The following is a 26041-nucleotide window of genomic DNA, read 5'->3' on the forward strand; positions in this document are numbered from 1 at the left end:
TTTTCACCCGGTTTATTTGATCTCTAGTTTACATAAATTCAATGATAATCTCTGTTTGTATGAAATTCTATTAATTTTTTGGTAAGTACACTATTAAATATTGAAATAACTAGGTATCATTATTGTTAAACAGAAATTTGTGTCGTGCGAGGTATCAACTAAGGAGGTTAATATAAATGAAAATTACTGAAGAGTTAGGGAATGAAATCATAAAGCGATTATCAAAATATACTGAGGTTAATATTAATATAATGAATTTAGAAGGGAAAATTGTGTCTAGTACAGATAAAGAGAGAGTACATCAAACCACAGTGGTGCTAAAAAAGTTATTGACGTTCAGGATGAAGTCATTCTTTTTAATGAGAATATGGAGGATTTCCTGGGTTCGAAGCCAGGAATGAATTTACCAATTCTCACAATGGTCACCAATCAAATATCTATCTTTATCTGCTTCCTTTATTTCATATATCATCGGAAAGCCTCCTTTTGAAAGCTTTACCTTCTATAATTACTGGGTGTCATACCACTTTCCTGCATTGCAGTTTCCTGAAGTTTCCTTTGTTTTTCCCTTTTATCTTATTTAATTACGATATTATTTATGGAAGGGATAATTCTATAGGCATATATGAGTATGATTAGCATAGAATTAGGGAATAATGGTTCAGCATATACATTTACTTATATATGTTCTAATGGTAAAATAGTCAGGAGGTACCTATGGATGGATTTGAGAGGAGTTGTGATTATGAAGAATATTAATTTACAAAAACATTATTTTTTAAATTATTCGCAATTTTATTTCAATAATCAAAAAGTGAAGAATCTATCTAATAATTATCACGAAATACTTCAAAATCGCCTTAAAATATTTGAAGAAATGATAATGGGTGCATTCCAGAATTTATTTGACTTTTTAAGTAATTATTTCAATAATCATTTAAATATAAAAAAGGAATTGAATAAACTCAAACTTTTAGAAGATATAATTTATGAATATAGTGAATATCGACATAACGGTATAGATTTAATAAATCAAATGGTCGATCAACTTAACGAGAAAGAAATTGATCAACCAACCTTTGATTTATTGAACGATATTATTTCTTATCAGGAAGATATTACAAGAAAGATACTATGTAAAGAACTTACGTTGGAGCGTATTGAAGTTGTTTTTGAACATATAAAAGAGGTTCCTTACTATCTAAAGTCTGATTTGGAGATAGATAATCTACCTAGAAAGAAACCAATAAAGAATTCTATATCAAGTAAATCTTTGGACGGTCAGTTGGAGGTAGTTATGTCGTATAATTCGAACGAAAAACAATATAGTGTAGGAGCATGATTTATGTCTGATGAAAAATATAATAAATTGATCGAATCGATTGAATTAGATGATATTGAATTATACTCATTAGAATGTTGGAAAAACAAAAATTTCCCCCCTAAAAAAAGAACAAGTATTCAAATAGGGTTAAAAAGTAACAAAAAAGAAACATATCTTGAACAAACTGACTTGAATGTTCAATTTGGATTTGAAATAACTGCCTTTAGTGATGAAGTAGATGACCCAAAAAACAGAGAAGATATCCCGAATAAAGAAATATTATTTAACATAAAATTTATTTTGGAATTAAATTATATACTAGATTTAGATGATGTTGATGATATTTTGATAGATTATAAAGATGAGATTGATAGGTTTGTGGAAAATAATGTACCGGTTAATGCTTGGCCTTATGCAAGAGAAATAATTAGTTCAGTAACAACTAGAATGGGATTTCCTTCATTGGTGATTCCAACATATAAGCATATAGGATTTTTTTAGTGTCATGTCTCTGGTAATAAATAGCACAAAAAATATTTCGCAAAGACAGCTAGTTGTAGAAATAGTAGATAAGGTTAAAGCAAATCCTAAAGTATTTAAGTATATTGCACGTATTTTTTCAACTTATAAAAAGAATAGTGAGAAACTTAAAACAGAAATTTATCAGTATATTGATAAGGTTTTAGAATCACCTAGATTAAATCTGGATTCTGAACTAATCATACAATTAAGCGGTATAATTAAAGAAATTTATGAATTAGACTTAAATAAATTTAATCAGATTCGTGGTGAAATTCTCGAAAATGTCGTATATCTATATGGACCAGTGTCTTATGGATTAAAGAGAAATATAGTATACATTGAACCTGTTGTAGAAGATAAAGGAATGATAGTTGGCGAGTCCGATGTTAAATGTGATTTTGTCTTTTTATATAGTAAGAGCTGTCCTATTGAATTTGTTGAATGTAAGGCAGATATAGGAAATGTAATCCCCAAAGATTATCCTTTTGAAAAAGCAAAACCTTCCCACAGAAATAAAGTAATATATTTGGATAATGTTTACAAATACCTCAAGGAAAATTATTGTGTCCCCAAGATTTACTTTGCCTGTTATAATCTGAATTATCAGAGAGAATTAAATAATCTTCAAGGAAATTGGGGATACACTTATATGAACTTCGTTAATGCTGAAGAAATTATAGAAGGGAAATATACTTAGGGAGGTGCCTGTTTTGGGGGTTCCTCTCTTTTGTTTTGTTTAGGCGGTGCCTGTTTTGGGCGGTGCCTGTCACCGCCCGAATTTTGTCGAATTTTAGGATGCTTTTGTGCTTCGTAGTTTATTTTTTGTTGTTTATCTCTTAGATGATTTGTAATTGCTTTTGATTTATTTTTGAAAAGAAAAAGTATCAAATTTTCCCATTTGGGCTTAAAAAAGCATTTTAGAACTATTTTTTCTTTGAAAATGTCCGTATCCTGGTGGATTTAAGCATTTTGAAGAGGGATATAAAAAAATTGTTGCTTCGATATTTTCTTGAGGAATTTTTATGATAAAGGAAAGAAATCAATCGAAGGAGCCGATTTAGATGAATTATATTAAGGAAATAAATGCATTTTACATAAAAATGGAGACAGAGGCGTTATCAACAGGAGCGGTGGCCCTCTGGCATGCATTGTTACATATCAATAATCGAGCAGGATGGATTAAACGATTTACGGTTGCTGCGGCGGTTCTTTGTTATAAAACGGGATTATCGGAAAGCGGATTTAGAAGAGCACGGCAGGAATTGCGTGAGAAGCGCTTGATCAGCTTTGAGTCGCGAGGAACGAAAGCACCGGTATATGAAATGATTTCTTGTGTAAGGGAAGAAGTTGGGGATGGCGGATATGTTGTGGTTGAAGATCATTCGGGAAACAAGGCAGATATGTCTAATCAAAGAGTGGTAAGTAAGGAAGTAGGATGTGCGGGAAAGGTGAAGGTAGATGCGGGCGGAAGGGAAAGCGAAGATGTGGTGCAAGAGGTGGGTGGGAATGTGAACAGAGCAGTGACAACAGTGATGGTGGAAGATGTGGCGAAAGATGTGAATGAAGATGTGAATGAAGATGTGACGGAAGTTGTGAACGAAGTTGCGGCGGAAGTTGTGGGCACATTATATAAACAAAACAATACGAAACAAAACATAAACAAAACGACTACTACTAGTAGTAATAGTCGCGTGGTATCTTTTCGTTCGATTGAATTTTACACGGAACATTTCAGAGCACCATCCAAATATGTGCACCAACAAATAATGAAATGGATAGAAGTGATGGGTGATGAACTAGTTGTCCAAGCATTACAGCGAACCGTTGAGAACGGAAAAGAATGGCCATATACAGTCGGCATTTTAAAAAGATGGCATAGCGAACAATTGTTTACCGTGGAAGACGTCCTTCAATCAGAGCAAGCATTCCGTTCTAGTAGACAGGTGCCTGTCACCGCCCGAAATATGTCGAATTATGGGGAATACCGTTCATCATATAAATCTACCTACCAAGCACCAAATGTCGTCCCAGACTGGTTCCGTGAATTAAAAGAAAAAGAGAGAAGACAGGAGCAGGAGAGGGTTTGTAGGTAGGATGTTTGTCCAATGGGTGCCTGTCACCACCCGAATTTTATCGAACATCATAGTGCTAGATGATGGATTAATAGAGGCAGGAGGAGATGCTCTTCGAAGTTTTTTTAATGATTGTCTTTAGCTGTTTCTGAAATAATGAATTATTTAAAAACTAGTGGGGTGGAGTGTATGAATGTACAATTGGAATTAAAGAAAGTCTACATAAATAGACTTTTACAATCTCAAAAAGAAATATCTGCATTTGAAGAAGCATTAGGTAATCTCATTGATTTAGGAGATAGATCAGTTATTACAGAATTATGTATGGGATTTGATGATGATACAGAACAACATGAAATAATGTTTGGATTAGTACATGGCATAGAGCATCTCTATAAGGAAAATATTGAGGAGGGATTATATTTAATCGCTTTAGCTGTCCCAAGTGTTATTGATAGGGCAAGAGAATGGATGGAAGTTTTACATTACAGAATTTTAAATCATGAACAAGTAAGAAAAATATACGGTAGTGTACTTTCAAAGCTAGATGACAAGACAAAAGAGATAATAATAAACTTATTAAGAGACATAAAAAGTGAAGACCCAATTATGTTTAGCAATTCTGTAGATGAAGTATTAAAAGCAATATAATTAAAACCACCTTAATTGGCTAAAGACCTTTTAAGGTGTTTTTTTAATCTACTACTACAAGACCAGATTCATATAAAGTAGTTTATGAAATTGAAGGTAAAGGAATATTTAAGAAAACCATTGAAAATAGAGCAGGAGGTTGAGTAGGGGTGCCTGTCACCGCCCGAAACCGCCCGAATTTTGTCGAACATCTTTACTGTTTTAATAGTGTGAAATTTCATATACAATATAAATGTTATATACTATGTAAATTAATTGATAACCAATGGATTTAATCGTGAAACATGAAACAATGACAGAATTTGCTTGTGGCCAAATCTGTAAAACCAGTATATGAAGTATTGCAAATGAGACGAAGTAAATGAATACTCCTAAGAAGCAGGTAATAAAACTTGACATGATATATTAAAGTTCATTTACCAAATAAATTTAAATTTTACATTATCCTTAAACACTTCGTATGAACTTCGTGCGAATGGAATGGGGAAGATGTAACATGGGAAATGTTGTGGATGGTGCTGTTTATAACACTGAAAGATGCCTCTATTTATATTCATATTCGGCAATTTATTTTTAAAAAAACATATTCAATTGATATAGGCAAAAATTCGTTGATGGGATTTAATGAATCTATTCCAAAATTGGACTGCCGTGTTCGGCTAGGTGTTATATTGGGTATTAACAAATACATGTAGACTTTTATGATAGAAAGTGAAAGATATAAAAGTGGTTTTATAGCTGTTTGAAAAAGAAGTTTATTTGAGGGGGAGTACATAATGAATCCAAGCATGAAAATCCTTTTTAAAAACAATCTAAAAAAGTCGAAATTAATTGGAGCGATTAAGCATCCGAAGTCTATTGATAGGGCGATTAAATATAAGCAAAACCTTGCAGCGGTTATTTTAATGACGGGGAATATTTTGACGATAAAGGATTATGTGAAAGTGCTACAACAAGAGGGATTGCCAGTTATTTTACATGTTGAAAAAATTGGTGGTTTACATGTTGATGATTATGGGATGGATTTTTTGATTGAATATGTGAAGCCATTTGCCATTGTGACGACAAAATCAAACCTCATTAATAAAGCCAAGTCAAAGGGGATATTTGTGATTCAACGAATTTTCTTAATAGATACAGAGGTTTATGATCATTTAGTTGAAACGGTAAAACATATTCAACCAGATATCATTGAGATTATGCCATGTAGGGTACCAGATTTATTGCAAAAGCTATCAGAAGTTTCCAGGATACCGATTATTACGGGTGGATTGCTTTCAACAACGAAGCATGCGATAAATGCCTTAGAACATGGTGCCATGGCCGTTACAACGTCTAATACGAATCTATGGAAATCTGGTTTAGGTAAGCATTAACCAACTCTTTACATTTTATTAACTATAAATTAATACCTATTTCTTATAATGATAATTGAAAAGTAAATAAATAGGGTGCCAATTAGAGAGGCCACAAATTGTTGTTATGTTCTTGCGATAACAATATATTTGTGGTCTATTTTTTTATGTTGGAGGAGGGATATTGAAAAAGGGAATCATTCTATCGAATGCAAGTATGAAATGGATACTATGAAATAAAAAAATGGAGGAGAGGGAAAATACATGAAAAAGGCTCCAGTTGTTGTTGGATTACTTATATTATTCATTAGTTTATTAAGTGCGTGTGGTGGAGGCTCTTCTGAGACAAATTCAGGTAACACCGATTCAGATGGAGATACGATTGATTTAACATGGTATTATCCTGTGAATGTCGGTGGAGAGGTAACGAAAGTAATTGATGATTATGCGGAATCCTTTAATAAAGAAGGTGTGGAGGTCAATGGAAAAAAGGTAACGGTTGAGCCTGTATATAGTGGAAACTATGATGAATCCATGACGAAAGTGCAAACAGCTGTCAAAAATGGGAAAGCTCCAGACATGGCCGTTCTTTTATCTGTTGATTTATTTCAAATCAAAGACTCCATTATTTCTTTAGATGAAATGATTGCTAATGACTCTGAGGCACAGGAAATGATGGATGATTTTTTTCCAGGATTTATGTTGAATTCCGAAGCGGAAGGAAAGACATGGTCTGTTCCGTTTCAGCGTAGTACAGTGTTACTTTATTACAATAAGGATATGTTTAAGGAAGCAGGTTTAGATCCAGAACAAGCTCCAACGACATGGGATGAAGTTGTGGATTATGGTGAAAAACTGACAAAAGATGGGCAATGGGGAATCGAGCTTCCAGCAACCATTAGTGGATATTGGATTTATCAAGCGTTAGCCCTCCAAAATGGGGATGGAAATTTAATGAGTGATGATGGGAAGGAAGTTTATTTTGATACGAAAGAAGCCAAAGATGCACTTCAATATTGGATTGACTTATCAACCAAACATCAAATCATGCCCGAAGGAGTTCTGGACTGGACGACTGTTCCAACCGATTTTATTGAGGGGAAAACAGCGATGATGTTATCCACAACTGGTAATTTAACGAATGTCAAAAATAACGCTAATTTTGAGTTTGGTGTTGCATTTTTACCTGGTAATGAACGATTAGCAACTCCAACTGGTGGTGGAAACTTTTACATTTTTAAAGATATATCTGAAGAAAGACAACTTGCTGCGATGGAGTTTATAAAGTGGATTGCACAGCCGGAGCGTGCGGCAGAATGGAGTATTGATACGGGATATATAGCAACTCGCCAATCAAGCTATGAAACACCAGAATTAAAAGAGTATACAAATTCATTTCCACAAGCGTTGACAGCAATGGAACAGTTAGAGCATGCATATAAGGAAATCTCTGTTTATGAGCAAGGGAAAATTATTAAATTATTACAAGATGCTATCCAAGCAGCCATTAATGGAGATGATGAAAATGCCACATTGGATAAAGCCCAAGAAGAGGCTGAAGTGTTGTTAAAGCCCTATCAATAGGGAATTAATAGCAATTGAATTGAAATAAATAGATGAGGTGAGAGGATTGAGGAAAGGTAAGCGAATGCAGGAAAATACTATGGCATGGCTTTTTCTCCTTCCATCACTCATCTTCCTAATCTTATTTACATTGTATCCGATTATAAAAACTGTTTATTTAAGCTTTTTTCAATCGGATTTATCGACAGATAGGCCAATATATGTTGGTTTAACTAATTTTAAAATGATGTTGGAAGATGAGGTATTTCGGAAGGCTTTTATCAATAATTTTTGGTTTGCGGTTGGTACGATTCCGACAAGTGTTATGTTGGGAATGTTGTTAGCTATATTGGTAAATAGAAAAATAAAGGGTACTAGCTTAGCAAGAACAGCCTTTTTTTATCCGGTAGTTATCCCAATGGTTAGTGCGGCATTTATTTGGTTGTTTTTCTATACACCAGAATATGGAATGATTAATAAATTATTACATTTATTAGGAATTGGCGACTTAAATTTATTAGGTAATTCCAGTACGGTTTTAATCGCAATTATTGTTATGGTTATTTGGAAAGAAGCGGGGTTCTTTATGATATTTTATTTAGCAGCTTTACAAAATATCCCGAAAGAATTATTAGAAGCTTCTCATATAGACGGGGCTTCCAAATGGATGCAGTTTTGGAAAATTGTTTTTCCACTATTAATGCCAACCACCTTATTTTCTGTTGTGATTGCAACGACCAATGCTTTTAAAACGATTGATCAACTTGTTGTAATGACACAAGGTGGACCGAATAATGCAAGTAATCTACTACTATACTACATTTATGAAAGTACATTTCGGTTTATGGATTATGGCAAGGCTGCGACCGCTACTGTTGTTGTGTTAGTAATCATGATTGTAATTGCGGCGATTCAATTTTTCGGTACGGATCGTAAAATTCATTACAGTTGAGGTGAGTATGCATTGAAACTAATCATTCGTATATCAACCTACCTATTAGCGATTCTTTTTGCCCTTCCGCTTTTTGGAATTATCTATATGGCTTTTAAAGATACGAAGGTAGAAGGATTTTCTGTAACAATTGATAACTTCATCGAGGCTTGGAATGCTGCTCCTTTCGCGTCTTATTATTTGAATACATTTATCATTGTTTTCGGCATTTTGGTTGTGCAGTTATTTACCATTACACTAGCTGCGTATGCTTTTGCCAGGATGAATTTTATCGGAAAGGGGACTGTTTTTTTACTTTATCTCATTCAAATTATGATACCAATTGAATTATTAATTTATCCGAATTCTAATACGATTGCACAATTAGGGCTTTATGATACGAAATTAGCGATTATGCTACCTTATTTTATTTCAGCCTTTGGAATCTTTTTATTACGACAAACATTTAAAGGAATTCCTTATGAATTGGAAGAAGCAGCGAAGTTGGAAGGTTGTAATCGGCTACAGACGATTTGGCATGTGTATGTCCCTTTAGCAAAGCCAACATATATTGCATTTGGACTCATATCCATTAGTGCTCAGTGGAGTAATTTTTTATGGCCTTTAATTATTACAGATTCAGATAGTAATCGTCCGTTGACGGTTGGTTTAGCGATGTTTGCTAAGACATCAGACTCTGGGGCACAATGGGGCGTTGTTGCAGCTGCTACATTATTTGTCATATTTCCACTGTTACTTGCCTTCTTTTTATTCCAAAGACAATTTATTTCTAGTTTCATGCATTCGGGGATTAAATAGAATAAGTGAAAATGATAGGAATTCCTTTTTAAAATTAATAGAAATGGGAAAGGAATCTCGATTGAATTGAAAAGCGTGTTTTACGTATACATATATATGATAAAAGATTTTTCGATAGTAAAGGTGGTATAATCATTGGTGAATATAGATGATATCCAGGCATTTTGTTTTGACTTAGATGGAACCATTTATTTGGGGCATGAATTATTACCAGGAGTAAAAGAAATGATGGAATGGATGAACGTACATAATAAAAAAACACTATTTATCACGAATTCATCCACACAAACTAGAGCGGAATGCCATGAAAAATTAAAATTATTAGGGATTCATACAAAGATAGATAATATTTTTACATCGGCTTATATGTCTGCTTTATATTTTTCGAGTAAATATCCAGATGCTACTGTATACATCGTCGGTGAAAAGGCGCTGGAGTCTGAATTGAAACAATTATCATTGAAAATAACGAAAGCACCCTTAGAAGCATCCCATATTCTTGTTGGTTTAGATCGTTCATTTACATATGAAACATTGAACGAGGCAGTGAAGGCTGTCCGTGGTGGTGCTGATCTTATCGTAACAAATCCAGACCCCATTTGCCCGGTTCCCGATGGATTTATTTTGGATACATTAGCAATTGCTCGGGCAATTGAAGTAGCCTCTGAAAAAGAAATTTACGAAATCATCGGGAAACCATCTACTTTCTATGGGGAACAAATACTAGAACAATTAAAAGTTGACCCCTCCCGTTGTTTAGTGATCGGAGACAGACTAGAAACAGACATTTTATTAGGCAAAAACAAACAAATGCCCACATGCCTTGTCCTAACAGGAGTAACTAAACAAGAAGATATTCAAAACAAAAACATCCAACCAGACATAATCATCGAAAACCTCAAAATGCTGTAGGTGCCTGTCACTTCCCGAAAATAGTCGAAATGTGTCGAAACATTGCCAAATGGATGGTGTTTGAAGTTTTTTATGTGGAATTTTAAGGTTGATATCCTTTGTAGAATTGATTTACGTGTACGAGTTTCTTGTTGGGAAAAGGAGGGAGCATGCAATTTCTCCCTCCTACAAAATACTAATATCGAAAAAGATAGACGATGGAATTTCTGGATGTCTATCTTTTTTTGAATCAGGGCAGATTTACTTAAAGTAGAAATCATTAAAAAGAATGTAATCCTATTTCTTATTTAAGATTAGCAGGTATAATCTTCTGCTCTTTAATTTGATATAATTCGACATAATTCGGGAAGTGACAGGCACCTTATTACAAATCTATTAAATGTAATTTACAAATGTGGGTGAACTGCTTTTAGTGGATTTTTCTATGTTAGGATGATATCAAGCCACTCGAATCAATCTACTTTTTACATCTGGGAGCTTCGCGTCATTTTATAACCTCAAAGAATAGACACCAATGATTATAACCTCAAAGAATGCACATCAATGATAGATTTACCCTTAAAAAACAGAGTATTGTGGAAATTTAATGTTTTTCTAACTATTGGGAGGTGTACGTTTTACAAGTATTGGAGAAGAGAAAGTAACTTCTTTTAGAGAGTGGCGAAATTAAAGGAGGATGTATGATGAAAAAAATCTTGAAATTGATTGGTAGTCTATCTCTTGCAACTTTTATTGTAACTTTAGTATTTTCTGGACAAGTATTTGCTGAATCATCTCATGACTCGGAAATATCATCCGAATATATCAAAGGACAATTAGTCATTTCAGTTGAAGCGGATTCAAATGGCGTATCTATTCAAAGCGCCGATGATACCATTCATAAGTCTACTACATTAGAGAAAAGCGGTTTTGAAGTTACAGATTCATTGTTAGATAGTATTCAGTCAGATTCTATGCGAGCAATGAGTGCTGATTTTAAACAAGATGTTGTAGAACAAATGGGTTTAGTTTATTTAGTTGAATATTCCGAGTCCAAATACAAGGATGTGGATAAGGCAAAGAAGGAACTTGAAAAAGCTTTAAAAGACTCTGGTTTAAATGTTAGGTATATTCAAGAAAATTACACCATGCATGCTCTAGGAACAGCCCCTGAGAAGGTACTGCCAGCTGCAATCCATCCGAATCAACAGTGGAATTACGAAATGATTAAAGCACCGGAAGCTTGGGAGATTGTCCCGGACTCTAGTAATACTAGAATTGCAGTACTAGATACGGGGATTGATAGTAATCATCCGAGTTTAAGTGATTTTGTCGATACTTCATTAGGAAAGAGTTTTGTTGGTGGAGATACAGGTGATCGTGCGGGTCATGGAACCCATGTAGCAGGAACCATTGCGAGTTACGGAGATGTTTCTGGTGTAATGCAGAGTGCAACTTTGATTCCTGTTAAAGTGTTAAATGACAGCGGAAGTGGTACGATGTACGGGATTCAACAAGGAATCACTTATGCAGCGAGTGTAGATGCAGATGTTATTAATATGTCGCTAGGTGGCGGTGGATATGATCGTGGAATGGAAGAAGCAATCGAAACGGCAAACAGTCAAGGTACAATAGTGGTGGCTGCTGCTGGAAATGACGGGTTAGAAAATGTATCATATCCAGCAGCATATGATAGTGCCATTGCCGTTGGTTCTGTTACATCTAGTAAAACACGTTCTAGCTTTTCTAATTATGGACAGGAATTAGATGTCATGGCCCCAGGGTCAGATATTTATAGTACATTACCGAATGGTGAATATGATAACTTATCTGGTACGTCCATGGCAACTCCACATGTAGCTGGTGTGCTCGGATTAATCAGAGCAGCTAACCCGGATATTTCTGTTGACGAAGCAAGAACCATTTTAACAGATACCGCCCAAACGGCAGGATCAGAACTAGAATATGGTCATGGAATTGTAGACACACATGCAGCCGTACAAGAAGTGTTAAATTAATAGAATACACTAGAACTTCCCCTAAAAAAGATAAAAAACCGTTCTTCATTGAGCGGTTTTTTTGGGGGGGTGCCTGTCACTTCCCGAAATTTGTCGAAATAAGTCGAAATATAAACTGGTTAAAATAGAGTAGAACACTTGTTCCGTTTCGGGTTCTGTTGTATACTATATTTAGATTAACACCTCAGTAATTTCCTCTATTAAACCCTCAAAGGATGTGCTACAATGCAAGCAATACAGTTTTACAAAAGGAAAGTGCCAAGTTATTCAATTTGCCATCAAAATCAAAGTGCTGCATTTGTACGTGAAGAAGATATAGCGGAAACGTACACCAGGCATGATCAACTGTTTAAAGAATTAATCCACACGTTTTTTCAGGAGTTTTTAGAAGTATTTTTTCCTGAAGTTCATGAAATAATTGACTTTAAAACTATCATTCCACTATCAGAAGAAGTTTTCACAGATCTAATTGAAGGAGATACCCGGAGATTAGACATTGTTGTTCAAACAAAATGGAAACTTAAAGATGCCCTGATCATCGTCCACATCGAGCCACAAAGTTCAACACAGACTGATTTCCATGAACGAATGTATCATTATTTTAGTCTTCTTTATAATAAATATAGGAAACCAATCATTCCAATCGCAGTATTTAGTTATGATGAAAATTGGGAGGAAAACCAATATAAGATGGAATTTCCTTTCTTTCATGTATTAACTTTTAATTTCTTAACGTTACATTTAAGAAAAAGGAATTGGCGAGATTATATTACATCAGATAATCCTGCCGCAGCTGCCTTATTAAGCAAAATGGGGTATTCTGAAAAAGAACGAATTCAGGTCAAAATGGAATTTTTGAAAATGATGGCCAGGATGGAGATAGACCCAGCAAAACAGCGATTAATCTATGGCTTTTTTGAAACGTATTTAAAATTAAATGACGAAGAGGAGGAAAAATTAATGGAAGAGGTTAAAAAAATGGATGATGCGGAGAAAATTTTGGAGCTTCCGATTTCGTATGAGGAAAGAGGGGTTAGGAAGGGAATTAAGAAAGGAGTAGAAAAGGGAATTAAGAAAGGCAAAAAGGAAGGAAAGGTAGAAGTTGCACTTGAAATGTTAAAAGAAGGCTCCTCAATTGAATTCATTACAAAAGTTACTCAATTGGATAGGGAAGAGATTGAAGAATTGCGTAGAAGAATGTGAGAGGGGGGTGCTTGGCACTATCCGAAGTTTGTTGAATAGAATTGGACAGTGCCAGGCACCGGTTTGGGGGCCTGTTGCCACCCGATTCTATCAATGTAAAAAAATGCCCAGCACCCGCACAATCTGAATTGTTTGGGTACCGGACACCAGGAACATTGAACCTGTTCTTTATCTTATTTATTTAGAGCGTTCTGCTAACCAGTCACCAATAGTGGGATAGGTTATTTTTACGGCTTTTGGGCCATAGACAACAGATACATGCCCCGTAGGAATGCACTTGTATTCTTTATCCTTGCTTGAGATTTTATCCATTAGTGCTTCTACTTGGTGTGGCATAGCGATGTGATCACGTTCACCAGACAGGTTTAATACGTTTGCTTGAATATTGCCTAAATCAACTTTATGACCACGGATGGTTAGTTCTCCATGGATTAATTTATTTTGTTGATAAAAATCGCGAATCCATTGGCGATATGCTTCACCTGGAAATGGAATGCCATCAGTTAGCCACTTTTGAATCAATTTCCAGCTTTTCACAAACTGTGGATTATCTGAGCGATCTAATAAATTTACATATGGTCCGTAAAAGTTTGTAATTGGTTTGAGCATTTTATTTCCGAAGTCAATCATCTCCGGCGGTACATTTCCTAATGTTTCGACAACTTTATCTACATCAAAGTAACGATCATCCAAGAAACACCCATATAAACCTGTATCAGCAAAGTCAAATGGACTGGTCATAAATATTAGGTTTTTAATAGGTAGATTTGGGTAAAGGGAGGCAAAAATCGATGTCATTGTCCCACCCATACAGTATCCTAAAATAGATATATTTTTTTCATTTGATGTACGAAGAACCTTTTTAACTGCCCTTGGTATATAGTCCAAAATATAATCATCAAGTTTCATGTTCTGATCTTCATATCCTGGGGTTCCCCAGTCAAGCATATATACATCAAAGCCTTGGTCCAGAAGATATTCCACTAAAGAAGACCCTTTTGTTAAATCAAGGATATATGGTTTATTAATTAATGCATATATCATTAGTAAAGGTGTTTTGTATTTCTTTGGCTTTTCTGAAATATAACGATATAATGTTGTTTTGTTTTTTGTCCAAATGACTTCTTTTGGTGTTAAACCTACTTCAGGTTCGGGATCTGTGGTTAAAATTTCCATTGTTCTCTTGAAACGGTGATAGGAATGTTTTGTTTCTTCAGGCATCCAATCTACCATATCTTCTATTTGTTTGGTAATCATACTTTTGTCCACACCTTTCATTGTCTAAAGAGTTTTTACATGAATAGGCCACCATTAATATTTAATTGCTGTCCAGTAATGTAAGCACCGTCTTTGCATAGGTATAGGACACCTTTTGCAATTTCCTCTGCATGGCCAAATCGCTTTTGAGGAATTTTTGCTTGGATTTGCTTACGAATTTCTTCTGGAATTTCAGTAATCATACTTGTTTCTATAAAGCCGGGGCAAATTGCATTTACTGTCACACTTGTTTTTGCTAGTTCAAGGGCGAGTGACTTCGTAAAACCAATCATTCCTGCTTTTGCTGCAGAATAATTGGTTTGCCCAAATGCCCCTGTTTGCCCAATAATGGATGCAATATTAACGATTCTTCCTGCATCTGAATGAGAAATATGATTTAGTGCTGGCGATATGGTGTTATAGATACTATTTAGATTGACGTCAATAACCTTTTTCCAATCATCCTCTGACAATTTTTTAAATGAACGGTCTCTTGTGATTCCGGCATTGTTAATCAAAATATCTAACTGTTCATATGTATTGACTGCTGTTTCAACCAATCTATTTGCTTCTTCTGGTGTGGACACATCTGCCTGAACAGCTATTGCTTCTCCGCCATCTTTTTGAATGGATGCAACAAGTTCTTGTGCAACTTGATTACTACTATTATAATTTATTACTACTTTTACTCCGTTTTTTGCTAGTTCTTTTGCAATAGCGGCTCCAATACCAACTGCTCCACCAGTAATAATTGCGACTTTTCCATGTAAATTATTCATTGATTTATCACGCTCCTATCAATAAATACGTTTAAGGGTTGGATAATATTACCTGTTTTCATTGTTTTTACCATTTTCATCGCTTTTTTGTGTTTCGTTTATAAAAGAAAGTACTTCGTCTAATTTTCCATCTATTTTATTGAGTTGTTTTTTTAGTTGTGTCATTTCTGATGTGGAAACTTGGTTATCAAGATTTTCTTCTAGCTGTTCTTCCAAATCATCCACTTTCGTATCAAGGTTTACTACTAATGATGAAAGATTTGCCAAGTCTTCACGGGAAGGTACGTTCATTTGTTCTAAATACTGTTTTGTGGAAGTATCTGCAATCTGTTTATAAAATAAGTTCGATTCCAATACCTTTCCCATCCACTCAGAAAATTCCTCGCTTTTCATTTGTTCCTCCATTGATTGCCCCCAGTAATTTTCCATGTTTTTGAAATTAGTTTTCCAAATTGAAATTGGATCGAATGATTTTTGATTAGACAATATGAAAACTCCCTTCGTAATTTATTTCTTAACTATATCTTAATGAAGCTCTATGCCGTTAAGACCATGAAGTTTTCCAAAAGTTATCACAAGAATCGCATGAAATATGTGAATCATGTTAAGTTTTGATGATTAATGTCTTTAAATTACAATTGACAAACTTAACACATAGGTGTAAATTACACATATAGATAAAAATAAATATAGCGAGGGTTATCATGAAGAATAACAACAATAAAAATTCACAAAAAAGGAATATGAAAAAAAATATCAGACAGAAGGCTGCACCAAAAAATTTAATGGTTCCATTTCTACTATTGAGTTTACGGGGAGGATTTAGTTTGCATGGTTATAAACTCATTCAGCAATTAAACCATTTCGGCTTCTTCTCTGTTGACCAAGGTAATGTGTACCGTGTACTAAGGCAAATGGAAAAGGATAACTTATTGGAGTCAGAGTGGGATACAACAAGTGGTGGTCCTGCTAAACGGCTTTATTCATTGACTGATGCTGGTGAACAGTATTTAGATTTATGGGCTAATTCCTTGGAGCATTATCAAACGATGTTGGATGGTTTTTTTAAGATGTACTCTAATATGGTTATGCCTTCATTTGTTTCTAATGACAAGGATGAAGACTCTGATGAAAGTGACTCTACAGAGTAATCTGTAATCACATAAAAGCAATTTAAAAATATGAAGGAGGTTATCCCTATGTTTACTGCCACAATGGAACAAATGAATAAGATGGTAGATAAGATGTGGGAGAATTGGGAAGATGGATTTCAAAGGGTATATGATTTCCAGAAAAGAATGGAAGAGAACTCTTTAAATGCTTTTAAAAAACAACAAGATGTTATCCAATCAATGAAAACAAATTTTAATGAAGCGGAAGAGCAATTAGAAAAATCCTTTAATCAGATGAAAAAGTCATTAGATAAAAATAATAGAAACATATTTACTGCAGATGCTGCTCGTGCGGTGGAAGGCTGGAATGGAAAAATAACAGAAATTATGGGGAGTATGCAACAATTGGCAATTACACCAAGTCGATCATTGTTGACAATGATGGAACAATCCCATACAAAAATGCATGAGTCAGTAAAAAAGATAGTAGATGAGCAAGAAAAAGCACAAACAAAGCCAAAGGAAATGGCAGAAAACTTCATGACACAAGTGAAGGAATATCAAAAAAATTTCTTGAAGGTGATGGAGGAACAAACAAAGCAACTCATTGAAAATGCTCAACCGATATGAAAGCGTAATTTGAAGGGGGAGGAATCTCAACATTTCATCCTGCAAGAAAAATCTAAACAAACAGAGGATCGTTCCTTCCATGAAGTAAGTATTGGTGATGAAGCTTCATTAACAAGGAAAATTACCAATCAGGATATCTTGGATTTTGCTACATTAACGGGAGATGTAAATCCTGTGCATATTGATGAAGAGTTTGCTGAAAAGTCTATGTTCAAGGGGAGAGTTGCCCATGGTATCCTTACGGTTGGCTATATTTCTGCCCTGATTGGAACTATTTTACCTGGAAAAAATGTGATTTATTTATCCCAAAATTGCAAATTCGTGGCCCCTGTACGAATTGGAGATACGATAAAAGTAGTAGGAAAGGTAACAGATAAACGATCAGATAAACATATTCTCACATTACAAACGAATGCATACAATCAAGATGGCGATATAGTACTTGAAGGTAGCGCAGTGGTCATGAAAAAAGAATAGCCTTAAAAAAGGACCCCAGAAGTTTTTTCTGGGGTGTTTTTTGGGTGCCTGTCACTACCCGGAAAATGTCAAATAATGTCGAATGAGAAATGTTTTTGGTTTGGGATGGTTTTTCAATTTTATATGTTATCTGGTGTGATTTATTTAATTTTTGATAAGTTGATTTCCCATTTATGGATGTGTCAGTGTGTTGATTTTGTATTTTGTTTGTTTTGACGTTTACCCGTAGTAAAGTTAGGCTTGACATAAAAAAGGTGTGAAAAGTGATGAGTACGATAGATTCAAACATTGAGCAGAATAGTTTAGAGGAGAGAAAATTACAGGTATTGATAAAATTATTCGCTGGAAAGAAAAAGCTTTATGATCCATTCAATTATATAAAGGAATGGGGAGCGAATCATGGGTAGAAAAAGACGCATTTGGATTCCACAATCCTTTTACCATATTGTATGTCGCGGAAATCGGCGTGATCCCTTATTTATGGATGAAGGGGATTATACAACATTTTTGTATATTTTACATCAAGTTAATGAAATAGCGCCATTCGAACTTGCCTCCTATTGCCTCATGACGAATCATTTCCACTTACAACTGCGCTCACGCGAACAGCATATATCCAAAGTGATGTCACTTATAAACAAACGCTATGCGGATTATTATAATACAAAGAATAAACTAACTGGTCATGTGTTTGAAAAACGGTATTTTGATGAAGTCATTCATACGAAGGAGAGTATGTTAGCAGTTAGTCGTTATATCCATCTAAATCCAGTAGAGGCAAAGATGACCACAAGACCGGAACACTATCCCTGGAGCAGTTACCGGTATTTATTAACTGGTTTTGGCCCAATTTCTAGGATTTTTAATATGCATATCCTATTAGACTATTTCGCCGGGGGAAAGCGGGATAGGAGAAAAATGTATAAAGATTATGTGATGAGTAAAACGTCTCGCCCTTCCTAAATTCGACAAAATTCGGGTGGTGACAGGCACTAAAACTAAAAAGCATGTGGAATTTCCACATGCTTTTTATTGATTAAATATATGGTTAGTAGGAAATCAGCGGCATTCGACAAAATTCGGGGAGTGACAGGCACCCCCTACCCGAATACGATGGTTTTGTTTTGTTTTACAATGATGCGGTCTTCTAGGTGCCATTTTACTGCGCGGGCGAGTACTCTTCTTTCTGCTTTTTGGCCTATTTTTTTCATATCTGCAACTTGGTCCCTATGATCGACGCGTTCAATGTCCTGCTCAATAATTGGGCCTTCATCCAAATCATTGGTTACATAATGGGCAGTTGCTCCGACTAGTTTGACGCCACGGTCATATGCGCGTTCATATGGTCTTGCACCGATAAACGCCGGGAGGAATGAGTGGTGAATATTAATAATTCGATCCTCAAAACGTTCTACAAAATTCGGTGTTAAAATTTGCATATAGCGAGCCAAGACGATCAAATCAATATCATATGCTTCCATCAACTTGATTTGTTCGGCCTCAACTTGTAATCGAATATCCTTATTTGCCGGTATGTAATGGAATGGCAGACCTAAGGATTCAACCACATCGCGAGCATCTTCATGATTGCTGACAACGCAAGCAATATCTGTCTTCAAATTCCCACCTTGCCATTCCCAAAGTAATTCCATTAGGCAATGTGTTTCTTTTGATACAAAGATTGCCGTCCTTTTGAGTTCATTTAGATAGAAAAAGCGATAATCCATTGATTTCGCCGCAGCTAAATTCGCAAAATCAGCTTCCATTGTGGAACGTTTCTCTACTAAGTTTGTTATGTGAAATTCAATTCTCATAAAAAATGTTCCTGTCTTGGCATCAGTTGTATATTGATTCGATTCTATAATATTCGCACCATTTTCATGTAAAAATGTCGAAATCGCAGCTACAATCCCAGGACCATCCGGGCATCGAACAAGTAACCTGCACTGATCATCTCTTGCGATAGTAGTCATATTCTCACATCTCCATTCTAATTTGTAGCCATTAATTATACATCTTTTTCTGGTGCCTGTCACCTCCCGAATTTTGTCGAATGATAAACGTGAAAATTTTGGTATATCTTATATGACAAAAAAATATTAGGAACTTAGTGTAAGGTTGAACGTGTGGGAGGCGGCATATGAAAGATTTAAATAAGATTTTATGGGGGGTATTTATTTTTTTGGTGGGTCATATTTTTGGTAACCCCCAATTGTTTTTATATTTGGGACTATGAAAGACGTCTCGGATAAGATTGAAGACTTCGGAGATCGTTATGGCTATTTCGTGGGTGATCTTTTGAAATATGCAGAAAAAAACATGGTGTAGAGGTGAGGATTGTTCGGAAACCAGAACAAAGTGGAAAATCGATAGAGGCTGCAGTGGTTGAAACGTTAGATGACGAAGAAGTGGAATTCAATATCCATATCAATTATTTTGGGATGATTTCTGGATATATATATTGAAGAAAGGCAAAAAAATTTTTTAAGATAGGGTGCCTGTCACCACCTGATTATGGAGAAAGCGTACACTAGCATGAGCATTTTTAAAAAGAAATGAACACACATATTTTTTCAAGAGAAGAAGAAAAGGGTAAACTAGAAATTGTACTTGACATGTTGAAAAAAGGGCTGATCAATGGAAATTATTGCTAAGGTAACTTAATAGGAAAAGGAAGAGATTGAAGGTTTGAAAAAGGGGATATAAGGGCAGAACAGGGAGAAAGGCTGTCCCTATGCCTGGGCCAGTCGCACACTCCCAGGCCACGCGCACCCCCAGGCCACACCCCCACCCCCCACATCGGTTACTCGCCAAGAGGATGTGCTTTTTTATTTAGAATTCCAATAACTATCTCATAATGTTTCTGCCTTTGTCTTATTTAAATAATCCAAAGCATAGATTGCAAATTCTGCCATAATTCTTTTCTCTGGGTTCATATAATCTTCGCCGATTAGTTGTTCGATTCGTTCTAGCCGGTGATATAATGTTTGTCTTACGATAAATAATTCGCGGGCTGTATCATTTTTAGAACCTAAATTCTTCAAATAAACTTGGTAGGTTTTTAAAAGCTCCCCACCTTTATCGCGGTCATAAGAAATCAGAGGACCGATGTAGTCTGTAATAATATCTTTTAGCTCACGCATATCTTCTAATTGGTGGATTAACCGATACACAGATAGATTGTTATAAAATGGTTTTGGTAACAGGCCCATTTTTCGCTGGTAATTTAATGTTATTAAGGCTGTTTCATAACTTATTGGTAGCTTTCCAAAGTCGCCAAACATTTTTCCGAAACTAATCCATTTCAAATCATTGGGAATAGAATCTTTGAAATCAGAATCCTTTAGCCCTTGTAACGATTGATCCAAACGCTGATATAACGAAACATGGTCGAGCTGATTAATTAATACTAAAATATAGTGATTTTTAGATTTATCTTCCGTTGTCATCAAGTAAAATCCATTTTTATCCAAGATGGAACGTATTAACATTAGTGTTTCCGTTGAAAAATCGCCACGTTTCTCCTTGGACATTGGTCTGTCACTTTTTGGTATGACACCTACAATGACGCCTTTTAAATTAATGGTTGGATTTTCTTGATGTATCTTTTCAATGATTGCTGCTGGGGAGAGCTGTCCACGAAGTGCCTCTATTATCCATTCATTCTGTTTTATTTCCCTTGTTTCTTTCTGTTGATAATATTTCCAGAAGTAAGAATTAAGAAATTCACTGCAACGATTGGCTGATAAATCATCAAATAAAGAGATGGATTCTTGTTTTTCTAATATATAAAGATATGCAATGGTTTTGTTTAAAAATTGTATAGGGTAAGCAGGGTAATGTGATGGAAATCCGTCTCTTTCTAATTGTTTCATCCACTTTTGTTGTTTTCTCTTTGGTGGAGTAGGGAAAAAGCGATATTGCTCCTGATCATGAACAAGTGCAATCTGCTTTTTTGTAGCCTGGTGAAGGATTTTTAAAAGGTCTCCAATAGAGCCATTATGAATTAAAGTGTGATTCCATTTTTTATGCAAATTCTCTAATTCCCACAAAATCGTGTCCTGATAGCCTAATATCATTTTATGTAAATCTCTCATAATATCAATAAATTTAACTTCCTTTTTAAATACGATGATGGGAAAATCACGGCTTTCAGCAAGTGTCAGCATCTCTTGGGGGACGTTTTTCATATGGGTTCCTAATTCAATACAAAGCGCGGAAGCATGATGGTCTAATAGTTGTTGTAAATAATGTAAGCATTTTTCAGTATCTTCATTATCCCAATTCATTCCAGTTGTTAAAATAACTTCTTGTCCATTTAGCAAATGACCAAATGTGTTAATTTCCACGATGTGTGCCCAGCTTACTTTACGTTTTAAACCTTTTTTGCCTGCCAGTATTTCCACATCCTGAAAGTGTGGACGTTTTAAAATTTCTTTAACAGTCAATCCCATGATATATCACCCCGTATTATCCTTATATGTTGTAGAAAATACAAAATGTCCATGTAAGCGCTATCCTAATTTAACATTATGTCTGTTATTGATATAAAAATCAAACTATATTATATATTAAGACAATAAAATAATTTATGAAGCATCTTATCTTTCATTTTAAAAAAAAGCGTTGAGAAAACTTTCGTGAAAAAAGGAGGTGGTAGGTATGTTCAATTTCCCAGTAGATACTTTTTGGTTGATTGTTCCCTGGCCTTTTATTTGGATGACACTTGGTATTGTGATGTATTTTATCAAAAAAAGGGATGATGATTGGGAAGACAAGTTTAATGCAGATTCAAAAGGAGAGGTGAAAAAATAAGATGAGCTATGATGTGGTTGTTTTTCTTATATATTTATTTACTTTGTTATGTATTGGTGTTTATTTTTCCAGAAAGGCTTCTAAATCTCCTGAAAGTTATTTATTAGGTGGACGAAATGTTGGTCCAGCAGTGACAGCGTTAACGATGCAAAGTACGTCAATGAGTGGATTTATGTTTCTTGGTGGTCCGGCTTTAGCGTTTCAGCATGGGTGGTATGCCATTTTATATGCGGTAGGAGATGCTGGGGGAGGAATTATCAACCTTTCTGTTTTAGGAAAAAGAATGCGCCGTATGTCAGAACTACTCGGGGCGTTATCGCCAATTGAGTATTTGGAAAAACGATTCAAAAGTATGGCAGTTGGAATTGTCGCATCTGTTATTGCCACGATATTTTTATTCGCGTATGTGTTTGCGCAATTTCTTGCTGCAGGGAAAGCCTTAGAATCATTGACAGGGTGGTCCTATGAATGGGCCGTTATCATCGGAGTTGGAATCATCATTATTTACACGGTTGCTGGAGGGTATTTGGCTGTTGTATGGACAGACTTTTTCCAGGCAATTGTCATGCTTTTAGGAGTTGCTTTTCTTTTAATTGTTGGTTTCGGCTATGTTGGAGGACTTTCCGGGTTAAACCAATCCCTTGGCGAAATTGATCCGTCCTATTTAAGTATTTGGGGAAAAGATTATGTTTACTATGGACAATGGGGTGTTATTTTAGGTTCTAGCTTAATTTATATGATTGGCTATATGGGACTTCCACATGTTGTTGTTCGGCATATGTCGATGAAAAGTACAAAAACAGTGAAATCAGCAACATTATGGGCAGCGATATATAATCAATTGTTTGCCTATGCACCATATTTACTTGGGTTTATGGGAATCATTCTTCTGCCTAATTTGAGTGATCCGGAAATGGTGATTCCAACGCTTGCTTATACTTTCTTTCCGGCTTTTTTAGCAGCGATTTTACTTTCTGCTGTGATGGCTGCGATTATGTCCACATCTGATTCGATTTTAATGCAGGCAGGAACCATTTTGTCTCGTGATGTTTACCAGCGATATATAAACAAAAAAGCAAGCCATAGTAGGGTGATTTTCGTATCCCGTTTGAGTGTTTTATTTGCTGGAGTAATTGGGATAATAGTAGCAATTATTCAGCCTCCGAAAGTTTTTGATCTGGTCGTATTTGCTTTTGGTACGCTCGGAAATAGTTTCATGGTTTCCTATATTGCTGCTGTGTATTGGAAAAAGGCCAATAGCACTGGTGTGTTGTGTTCGATGATTGGTGGGGGAGTGACCAATATCCTTTGGACGGCATTGGATTGGCAAAGTGCTACAGGTATGCACCCATTTTTAGCTGGTTTAATTATTTCAATTATAGGAATGATTATTGGGAACTACTTTGGAAAACCACCTACCAGGGAAATGATGGAACTATTTGAAGAAGCGAAAGGACCTCGTAGATTACCAAAGCAAATTGAAAAAAATATTGCCAAAGATATAGGACCTGAAGCAAGAGCGATTTCTGAATATATTTCTAAAGGAAAATTACGTTATGAATAATGTTATCCAATCGGAGAATGTTTCCTTTGATAATAAAAAAATACAATCCATTTTTGAAAAGGTAGAGTCTAATGGGGCCTTTAAGGTAGAACAACTTATTTACTATCCCTATTTTTATTTTGAATATCGATTAGAAAATAAAAGCTTAGCACATCCTAAAGGCGGTTTAATCGGATGTACAGTGGATGGTGTGAATAAAATCGGTGCAATTGTGGATTCGTATCCACGTTTAGAAAATCAAACAGTACCTCCAAATCTTATTCAAGAAAAATTACAGCCAGAGGATGCAGAACAAATTGCTGAGGAGTTTGTTTTTCATGCGATTTCACGTAAAATGAAAGTTTTTTCTACCCCGAAAATAAAAATAGCAGAACGGGAATTTTTTTATCGACCTTACTGGATTGTAGAAGGTGATACAGATACTAAAGACAAGTTTATGCTGGCAGTGGATGCAGTGACTGGAAAATACCATCCATTATAGCAGGTTAACTAGTTGTAAAACTTTTTCTCCTTGAAGTGTCTTTTTATCGCATTTTGTACAATGTTTAAATATAGATTTTAACATTTTGTCTAATGATTATTTGTTTTATAAAATATATGATTTATCTGATAATTAACATTTATGTTTCATAGAAAAGCGGTGTGTGGATTTATTTCAATTTCTAGAGTGAGATTAGGAGAGGGGATGGATGAAAATGGAAACAAAGTCAAAAGATTTATTACGTAAGGATGAGAAATATATTTGGCATGCCATGCGGCGCTATAACCCAGAAGCAACCATGGTGATTCAAAAAGCAGATGGGGCATGGATTGAGGATAATAATGGAAAGAGATATTTAGATGCAATGGCTGGTCTTTGGTGTGTAAATGCTGGATATGGTAGGGAAGAATTAGCTGAAGCGGCTTACGAACAATTGAAAACACTTCCCTATTTTCCGTTGACACAAAGTCATATTCCGGCAATTGAACTAGGTGAAAAGCTGAATGAATGGCTTGGCGGGGATTATGTATTTTTCTTTTCCAATAGTGGTTCGGAAGCGAATGAGACTGCATTTAAAATCGCACGGCAATATCATCAGCAAAATGGGGAACCGGAAAGGCATAAATTTATTTCCAGATACCGAGCATATCATGGGAATTCCATGGGGGCACTTGCTGCGACTGGTCAGGCACAGCGTAAGTATCGCTATGAGCCATTAGCTCAAGGATTTCTTCATGTGACACCACCAGATATGTACAGAAGTCCATATCAAGGGACAATCGAGGAACAAAGTCTTGCTTGTGCAGATGAAATTGATCGTGTGATGACTTGGGAACTGGATAAAACCATTGCGGCCGTTATTATGGAGCCAATTATCACAGGTGGTGGGGTCATTATGCCACATGAAAGTTATTTGCCACGCGTCAGAGAAATTTGTGATAAACATGGTGCACTTTTAATCGTTGATGAGGTCATTTGTGGCTTTGGTCGAACTGGCGAGCGTTTTGGCTTCCAACATTATGGAGTGAAACCAGATATTGTGACAATGGCCAAGGGAATAACAAGTGCTTATCTACCGCTATCGGTAACAGCAGTACGAAGAGAAATCTATGAAATGTTTCAAGGGTCGGAGGATTACAACCATCTCCGTCATGTGAATACATTTGGTGGGAATCCAGCAGCATGTGCTGTGGCACTTAAAAATATTGAGATTTTTGAAAGGGAAAATCTTGTGGAACGTTCTCAGGTAATGGGCGAGAAACTGTTGGATAAAATGGAGGATTTAAAGAATCATCCATATGTGGGCAATATTCGAGGTAAAGGTCTCTTAATGGGAATTGAAATGGTCGAAAATAAACAGACAAAAGAACCTGCATCTCAAGACAAAGTGGATAAAATTATCAGTTTATGTAAAGAACAAGGGCTGATTATTAGTAAAAATGGTGATACGGTGGCTGGCTATAACAATATAATTACACTTAGTCCACCACTTACGATTAGTGATGAGGAACTGGACTTTATTGTAAGTACGATTAAAAAGGCATTTGTGAAATTGTAATTTTTTCCATTTAGGAACC

The 26041-nt window shown here is 35.5% G+C and carries 27 protein-coding genes; 22 read left to right on the plus strand and 5 right to left on the minus strand.

Going from position 1 to position 26041, the window contains the following annotated elements; translation table 11 throughout:
• Nucleotides 1–176 precede the first annotated feature (176 nt).
• From FHP05_RS05260 to FHP05_RS05325, 13 genes are all read left to right on the plus strand, one after another.
• A complete protein-coding gene (locus FHP05_RS05260; RefSeq protein WP_147666186.1) occupies nt 177–401 on the plus strand; it encodes a sugar diacid recognition domain-containing protein in 225 nt (74 codons plus the stop codon).
• A 320-nt stretch (nt 402–721) separates the two neighbouring features.
• Complete coding sequence (locus FHP05_RS05265) at nt 722–1342, plus strand: hypothetical protein (protein ID WP_147666187.1); 621 nt, start codon at nt 722–724, stop codon at nt 1340–1342.
• A 3-nt stretch (nt 1343–1345) separates the two neighbouring features.
• Nucleotides 1346–1825: a protein-export chaperone SecB gene (locus FHP05_RS05270; protein WP_147666188.1), complete on the plus strand. Its 480-nt coding sequence runs from the start codon at nt 1346–1348 to the stop codon at nt 1823–1825.
• Between the two features lie 4 nt (nt 1826–1829).
• A complete protein-coding gene (locus tag FHP05_RS05275; protein ID WP_147666189.1) occupies nt 1830–2543 on the plus strand; it encodes a hypothetical protein in 714 nt (237 codons plus the stop codon).
• 364 nt (nt 2544–2907) lie between these two features.
• Nucleotides 2908–3939 (plus strand): DnaD domain-containing protein, encoded by a 1032-nt coding sequence (locus FHP05_RS05280; protein ID WP_147666190.1) that lies wholly within the window; start codon nt 2908–2910, stop codon nt 3937–3939.
• A 168-nt stretch (nt 3940–4107) separates the two neighbouring features.
• Nucleotides 4108–4569: an Imm30 family immunity protein gene (locus FHP05_RS05285; protein WP_147666191.1), complete on the plus strand. Its 462-nt coding sequence runs from the start codon at nt 4108–4110 to the stop codon at nt 4567–4569.
• A gap of 776 nt (nt 4570–5345) precedes the next feature.
• Nucleotides 5346–5945: a glycerol-3-phosphate responsive antiterminator gene (locus FHP05_RS05295; protein WP_230973925.1), complete on the plus strand. Its 600-nt coding sequence runs from the start codon at nt 5346–5348 to the stop codon at nt 5943–5945.
• A gap of 243 nt (nt 5946–6188) precedes the next feature.
• Nucleotides 6189–7508, plus strand: a complete 1320-nt coding sequence (locus FHP05_RS05300) for an ABC transporter substrate-binding protein (protein WP_147666192.1) — start codon at nt 6189–6191, stop codon at nt 7506–7508.
• 79 nt (nt 7509–7587) lie between these two features.
• On the plus strand, nt 7588–8439 hold the full coding sequence (locus tag FHP05_RS05305) for a carbohydrate ABC transporter permease (protein WP_230973926.1): 852 nt from the start codon (nt 7588–7590) through the stop codon (nt 8437–8439).
• 12 nt (nt 8440–8451) lie between these two features.
• Nucleotides 8452–9237, plus strand: coding sequence for a carbohydrate ABC transporter permease (locus FHP05_RS05310; protein WP_191126246.1), 786 nt, complete (start codon nt 8452–8454; stop codon nt 9235–9237).
• 138 nt (nt 9238–9375) lie between these two features.
• Nucleotides 9376–10149, plus strand: a complete 774-nt coding sequence (locus tag FHP05_RS05315; RefSeq protein ID WP_230973934.1) for an HAD-IIA family hydrolase — start codon at nt 9376–9378, stop codon at nt 10147–10149.
• A 683-nt stretch (nt 10150–10832) separates the two neighbouring features.
• Entirely contained in the window at nt 10833–12146 is a 1314-nt protein-coding gene (locus tag FHP05_RS05320) for a S8 family peptidase (RefSeq protein ID WP_147666194.1), read from the plus strand.
• 225 nt (nt 12147–12371) lie between these two features.
• Nucleotides 12372–13349, plus strand: coding sequence for an RpnC/YadD family protein (locus FHP05_RS05325; RefSeq protein ID WP_230973927.1), 978 nt, complete (start codon nt 12372–12374; stop codon nt 13347–13349).
• Between the two features lie 177 nt (nt 13350–13526).
• Here FHP05_RS05325 and phaC read toward each other — a convergent pair whose 3' ends face one another.
• The 3 genes from phaC to FHP05_RS05340 are packed head-to-tail and all read right to left on the minus strand — an operon-like array spanning nt 13527 to nt 15871.
• The gene (gene phaC, locus FHP05_RS05330) at nt 13527–14606 is read right to left on the minus strand and encodes a class III poly(R)-hydroxyalkanoic acid synthase subunit PhaC (RefSeq protein WP_147666195.1); all 1080 of its coding nucleotides are present in this window, start codon (nt 14604–14606) and stop codon (nt 13527–13529) included.
• Nucleotides 14607–14641: 35 nt separating this feature from the next.
• Entirely contained in the window at nt 14642–15385 is a 744-nt protein-coding gene (locus tag FHP05_RS05335) for a 3-oxoacyl-ACP reductase (RefSeq protein ID WP_147666196.1), read from the minus strand.
• Nucleotides 15386–15433: 48 nt separating this feature from the next.
• Complete coding sequence (locus tag FHP05_RS05340) at nt 15434–15871, minus strand: DUF4349 domain-containing protein (protein ID WP_147666197.1); 438 nt, start codon at nt 15869–15871, stop codon at nt 15434–15436.
• Nucleotides 15872–16089: 218 nt separating this feature from the next.
• Between FHP05_RS05340 and phaQ the strand changes: the two genes are divergently transcribed.
• From phaQ to FHP05_RS05360, 5 genes are all read left to right on the plus strand, one after another.
• Entirely contained in the window at nt 16090–16536 is a 447-nt protein-coding gene (gene phaQ / locus FHP05_RS05345; RefSeq protein ID WP_147666198.1) for a poly-beta-hydroxybutyrate-responsive repressor, read from the plus strand.
• Nucleotides 16537–16584: 48 nt separating this feature from the next.
• Nucleotides 16585–17127, plus strand: a complete 543-nt coding sequence (locus tag FHP05_RS05350) for a hypothetical protein (protein WP_191126247.1) — start codon at nt 16585–16587, stop codon at nt 17125–17127.
• A 36-nt stretch (nt 17128–17163) separates the two neighbouring features.
• The gene (locus FHP05_RS05355; RefSeq protein ID WP_147666278.1) at nt 17164–17604 is read left to right on the plus strand and encodes a MaoC family dehydratase; all 441 of its coding nucleotides are present in this window, start codon (nt 17164–17166) and stop codon (nt 17602–17604) included.
• 266 nt (nt 17605–17870) lie between these two features.
• A complete protein-coding gene (locus tag FHP05_RS15265) occupies nt 17871–18011 on the plus strand; it encodes a hypothetical protein (RefSeq protein WP_191126248.1) in 141 nt (46 codons plus the stop codon).
• The gene (locus FHP05_RS05360; RefSeq protein ID WP_147666200.1) at nt 18004–18567 is read left to right on the plus strand and encodes a transposase; all 564 of its coding nucleotides are present in this window, start codon (nt 18004–18006) and stop codon (nt 18565–18567) included. The genes FHP05_RS15265 and FHP05_RS05360 overlap by 8 nt, the downstream gene beginning before the upstream one ends.
• 137 nt (nt 18568–18704) lie before the next feature.
• On the opposite strand, the gene purU is transcribed toward FHP05_RS05360, so the two are convergent.
• Both purU and FHP05_RS05370 read right to left on the minus strand, forming a co-directional pair.
• Complete coding sequence (gene purU / locus FHP05_RS05365; protein ID WP_147666201.1) at nt 18705–19577, minus strand: formyltetrahydrofolate deformylase; 873 nt, start codon at nt 19575–19577, stop codon at nt 18705–18707.
• 879 nt (nt 19578–20456) lie between these two features.
• Nucleotides 20457–22058, minus strand: a complete 1602-nt coding sequence (locus tag FHP05_RS05370) for a PucR family transcriptional regulator (protein ID WP_147666202.1) — start codon at nt 22056–22058, stop codon at nt 20457–20459.
• Nucleotides 22059–22266: 208 nt separating this feature from the next.
• On the opposite strand from FHP05_RS05370, the gene FHP05_RS15270 reads away from it, so the two are divergent.
• The 4 genes from FHP05_RS15270 to FHP05_RS05385 all read left to right on the plus strand — a co-directional run bounded on the left by FHP05_RS15270 (nt 22267) and on the right by FHP05_RS05385 (nt 26022).
• Nucleotides 22267–22419, plus strand: coding sequence for a hypothetical protein (locus tag FHP05_RS15270; RefSeq protein ID WP_191126249.1), 153 nt, complete (start codon nt 22267–22269; stop codon nt 22417–22419).
• A 1-nt stretch (nt 22420) separates the two neighbouring features.
• Nucleotides 22421–23983, plus strand: a complete 1563-nt coding sequence (locus tag FHP05_RS05375) for a sodium/proline symporter (RefSeq protein WP_147666203.1) — start codon at nt 22421–22423, stop codon at nt 23981–23983.
• Nucleotides 23976–24464, plus strand: a complete 489-nt coding sequence (locus FHP05_RS05380; RefSeq protein ID WP_147666204.1) for a hypothetical protein — start codon at nt 23976–23978, stop codon at nt 24462–24464. Before FHP05_RS05375 ends, FHP05_RS05380 begins: the two co-directional genes overlap by 8 nt.
• 208 nt (nt 24465–24672) lie before the next feature.
• A complete protein-coding gene (locus FHP05_RS05385; RefSeq protein ID WP_147666205.1) occupies nt 24673–26022 on the plus strand; it encodes an aspartate aminotransferase family protein in 1350 nt (449 codons plus the stop codon).
• Nucleotides 26023–26041 lie beyond the last annotated feature (19 nt).

The sequence above is a fragment of the Cerasibacillus terrae genome (assembly GCF_008039555.1).
Classification (GTDB): domain Bacteria; phylum Bacillota; class Bacilli; order Bacillales; family Amphibacillaceae; genus Cerasibacillus; species Cerasibacillus terrae.

Coding starts and splice junctions, on each gene's coding strand:
- phaQ (WP_147666198.1), top strand. CDS start 16,090: ATGAAGAATAACAACAATAAAAATTCACAAAAAAGGAATATGAAAAAA.
- FHP05_RS05360 (WP_147666200.1), top strand. CDS start 18,004: ATGGGTAGAAAAAGACGCATTTGGATTCCACAATCCTTTTACCATATT.
- FHP05_RS05295 (WP_230973925.1), top strand. CDS start 5,346: ATGAATCCAAGCATGAAAATCCTTTTTAAAAACAATCTAAAAAAGTCG.
- purU (WP_147666201.1), bottom strand. CDS start 19,577: ATGACTACTATCGCAAGAGATGATCAGTGCAGGTTACTTGTTCGATGC.
- FHP05_RS05320 (WP_147666194.1), top strand. CDS start 10,833: ATGAAAAAAATCTTGAAATTGATTGGTAGTCTATCTCTTGCAACTTTT.
- phaC (WP_147666195.1), bottom strand. CDS start 14,606: ATGATTACCAAACAAATAGAAGATATGGTAGATTGGATGCCTGAAGAA.
- FHP05_RS05300 (WP_147666192.1), top strand. CDS start 6,189: ATGAAAAAGGCTCCAGTTGTTGTTGGATTACTTATATTATTCATTAGT.
- FHP05_RS05350 (WP_191126247.1), top strand. CDS start 16,585: ATGTTTACTGCCACAATGGAACAAATGAATAAGATGGTAGATAAGATG.
- FHP05_RS15265 (WP_191126248.1), top strand. CDS start 17,871: ATGAGTACGATAGATTCAAACATTGAGCAGAATAGTTTAGAGGAGAGA.
- FHP05_RS15270 (WP_191126249.1), top strand. CDS start 22,267: ATGTTCAATTTCCCAGTAGATACTTTTTGGTTGATTGTTCCCTGGCCT.
- FHP05_RS05380 (WP_147666204.1), top strand. CDS start 23,976: ATGAATAATGTTATCCAATCGGAGAATGTTTCCTTTGATAATAAAAAA.
- FHP05_RS05375 (WP_147666203.1), top strand. CDS start 22,421: ATGAGCTATGATGTGGTTGTTTTTCTTATATATTTATTTACTTTGTTA.
- FHP05_RS05285 (WP_147666191.1), top strand. CDS start 4,108: ATGAATGTACAATTGGAATTAAAGAAAGTCTACATAAATAGACTTTTA.
- FHP05_RS05280 (WP_147666190.1), top strand. CDS start 2,908: ATGAATTATATTAAGGAAATAAATGCATTTTACATAAAAATGGAGACA.
- FHP05_RS05265 (WP_147666187.1), top strand. CDS start 722: ATGGATTTGAGAGGAGTTGTGATTATGAAGAATATTAATTTACAAAAA.
- FHP05_RS05275 (WP_147666189.1), top strand. CDS start 1,830: ATGTCTCTGGTAATAAATAGCACAAAAAATATTTCGCAAAGACAGCTA.
- FHP05_RS05335 (WP_147666196.1), bottom strand. CDS start 15,385: ATGAATAATTTACATGGAAAAGTCGCAATTATTACTGGTGGAGCAGTT.
- FHP05_RS05370 (WP_147666202.1), bottom strand. CDS start 22,058: ATGGGATTGACTGTTAAAGAAATTTTAAAACGTCCACACTTTCAGGAT.
- FHP05_RS05270 (WP_147666188.1), top strand. CDS start 1,346: ATGTCTGATGAAAAATATAATAAATTGATCGAATCGATTGAATTAGAT.
- FHP05_RS05385 (WP_147666205.1), top strand. CDS start 24,673: ATGAAAATGGAAACAAAGTCAAAAGATTTATTACGTAAGGATGAGAAA.
- FHP05_RS05325 (WP_230973927.1), top strand. CDS start 12,372: ATGCAAGCAATACAGTTTTACAAAAGGAAAGTGCCAAGTTATTCAATT.
- FHP05_RS05260 (WP_147666186.1), top strand. CDS start 177: ATGAAAATTACTGAAGAGTTAGGGAATGAAATCATAAAGCGATTATCA.
- FHP05_RS05305 (WP_230973926.1), top strand. CDS start 7,588: ATGGCATGGCTTTTTCTCCTTCCATCACTCATCTTCCTAATCTTATTT.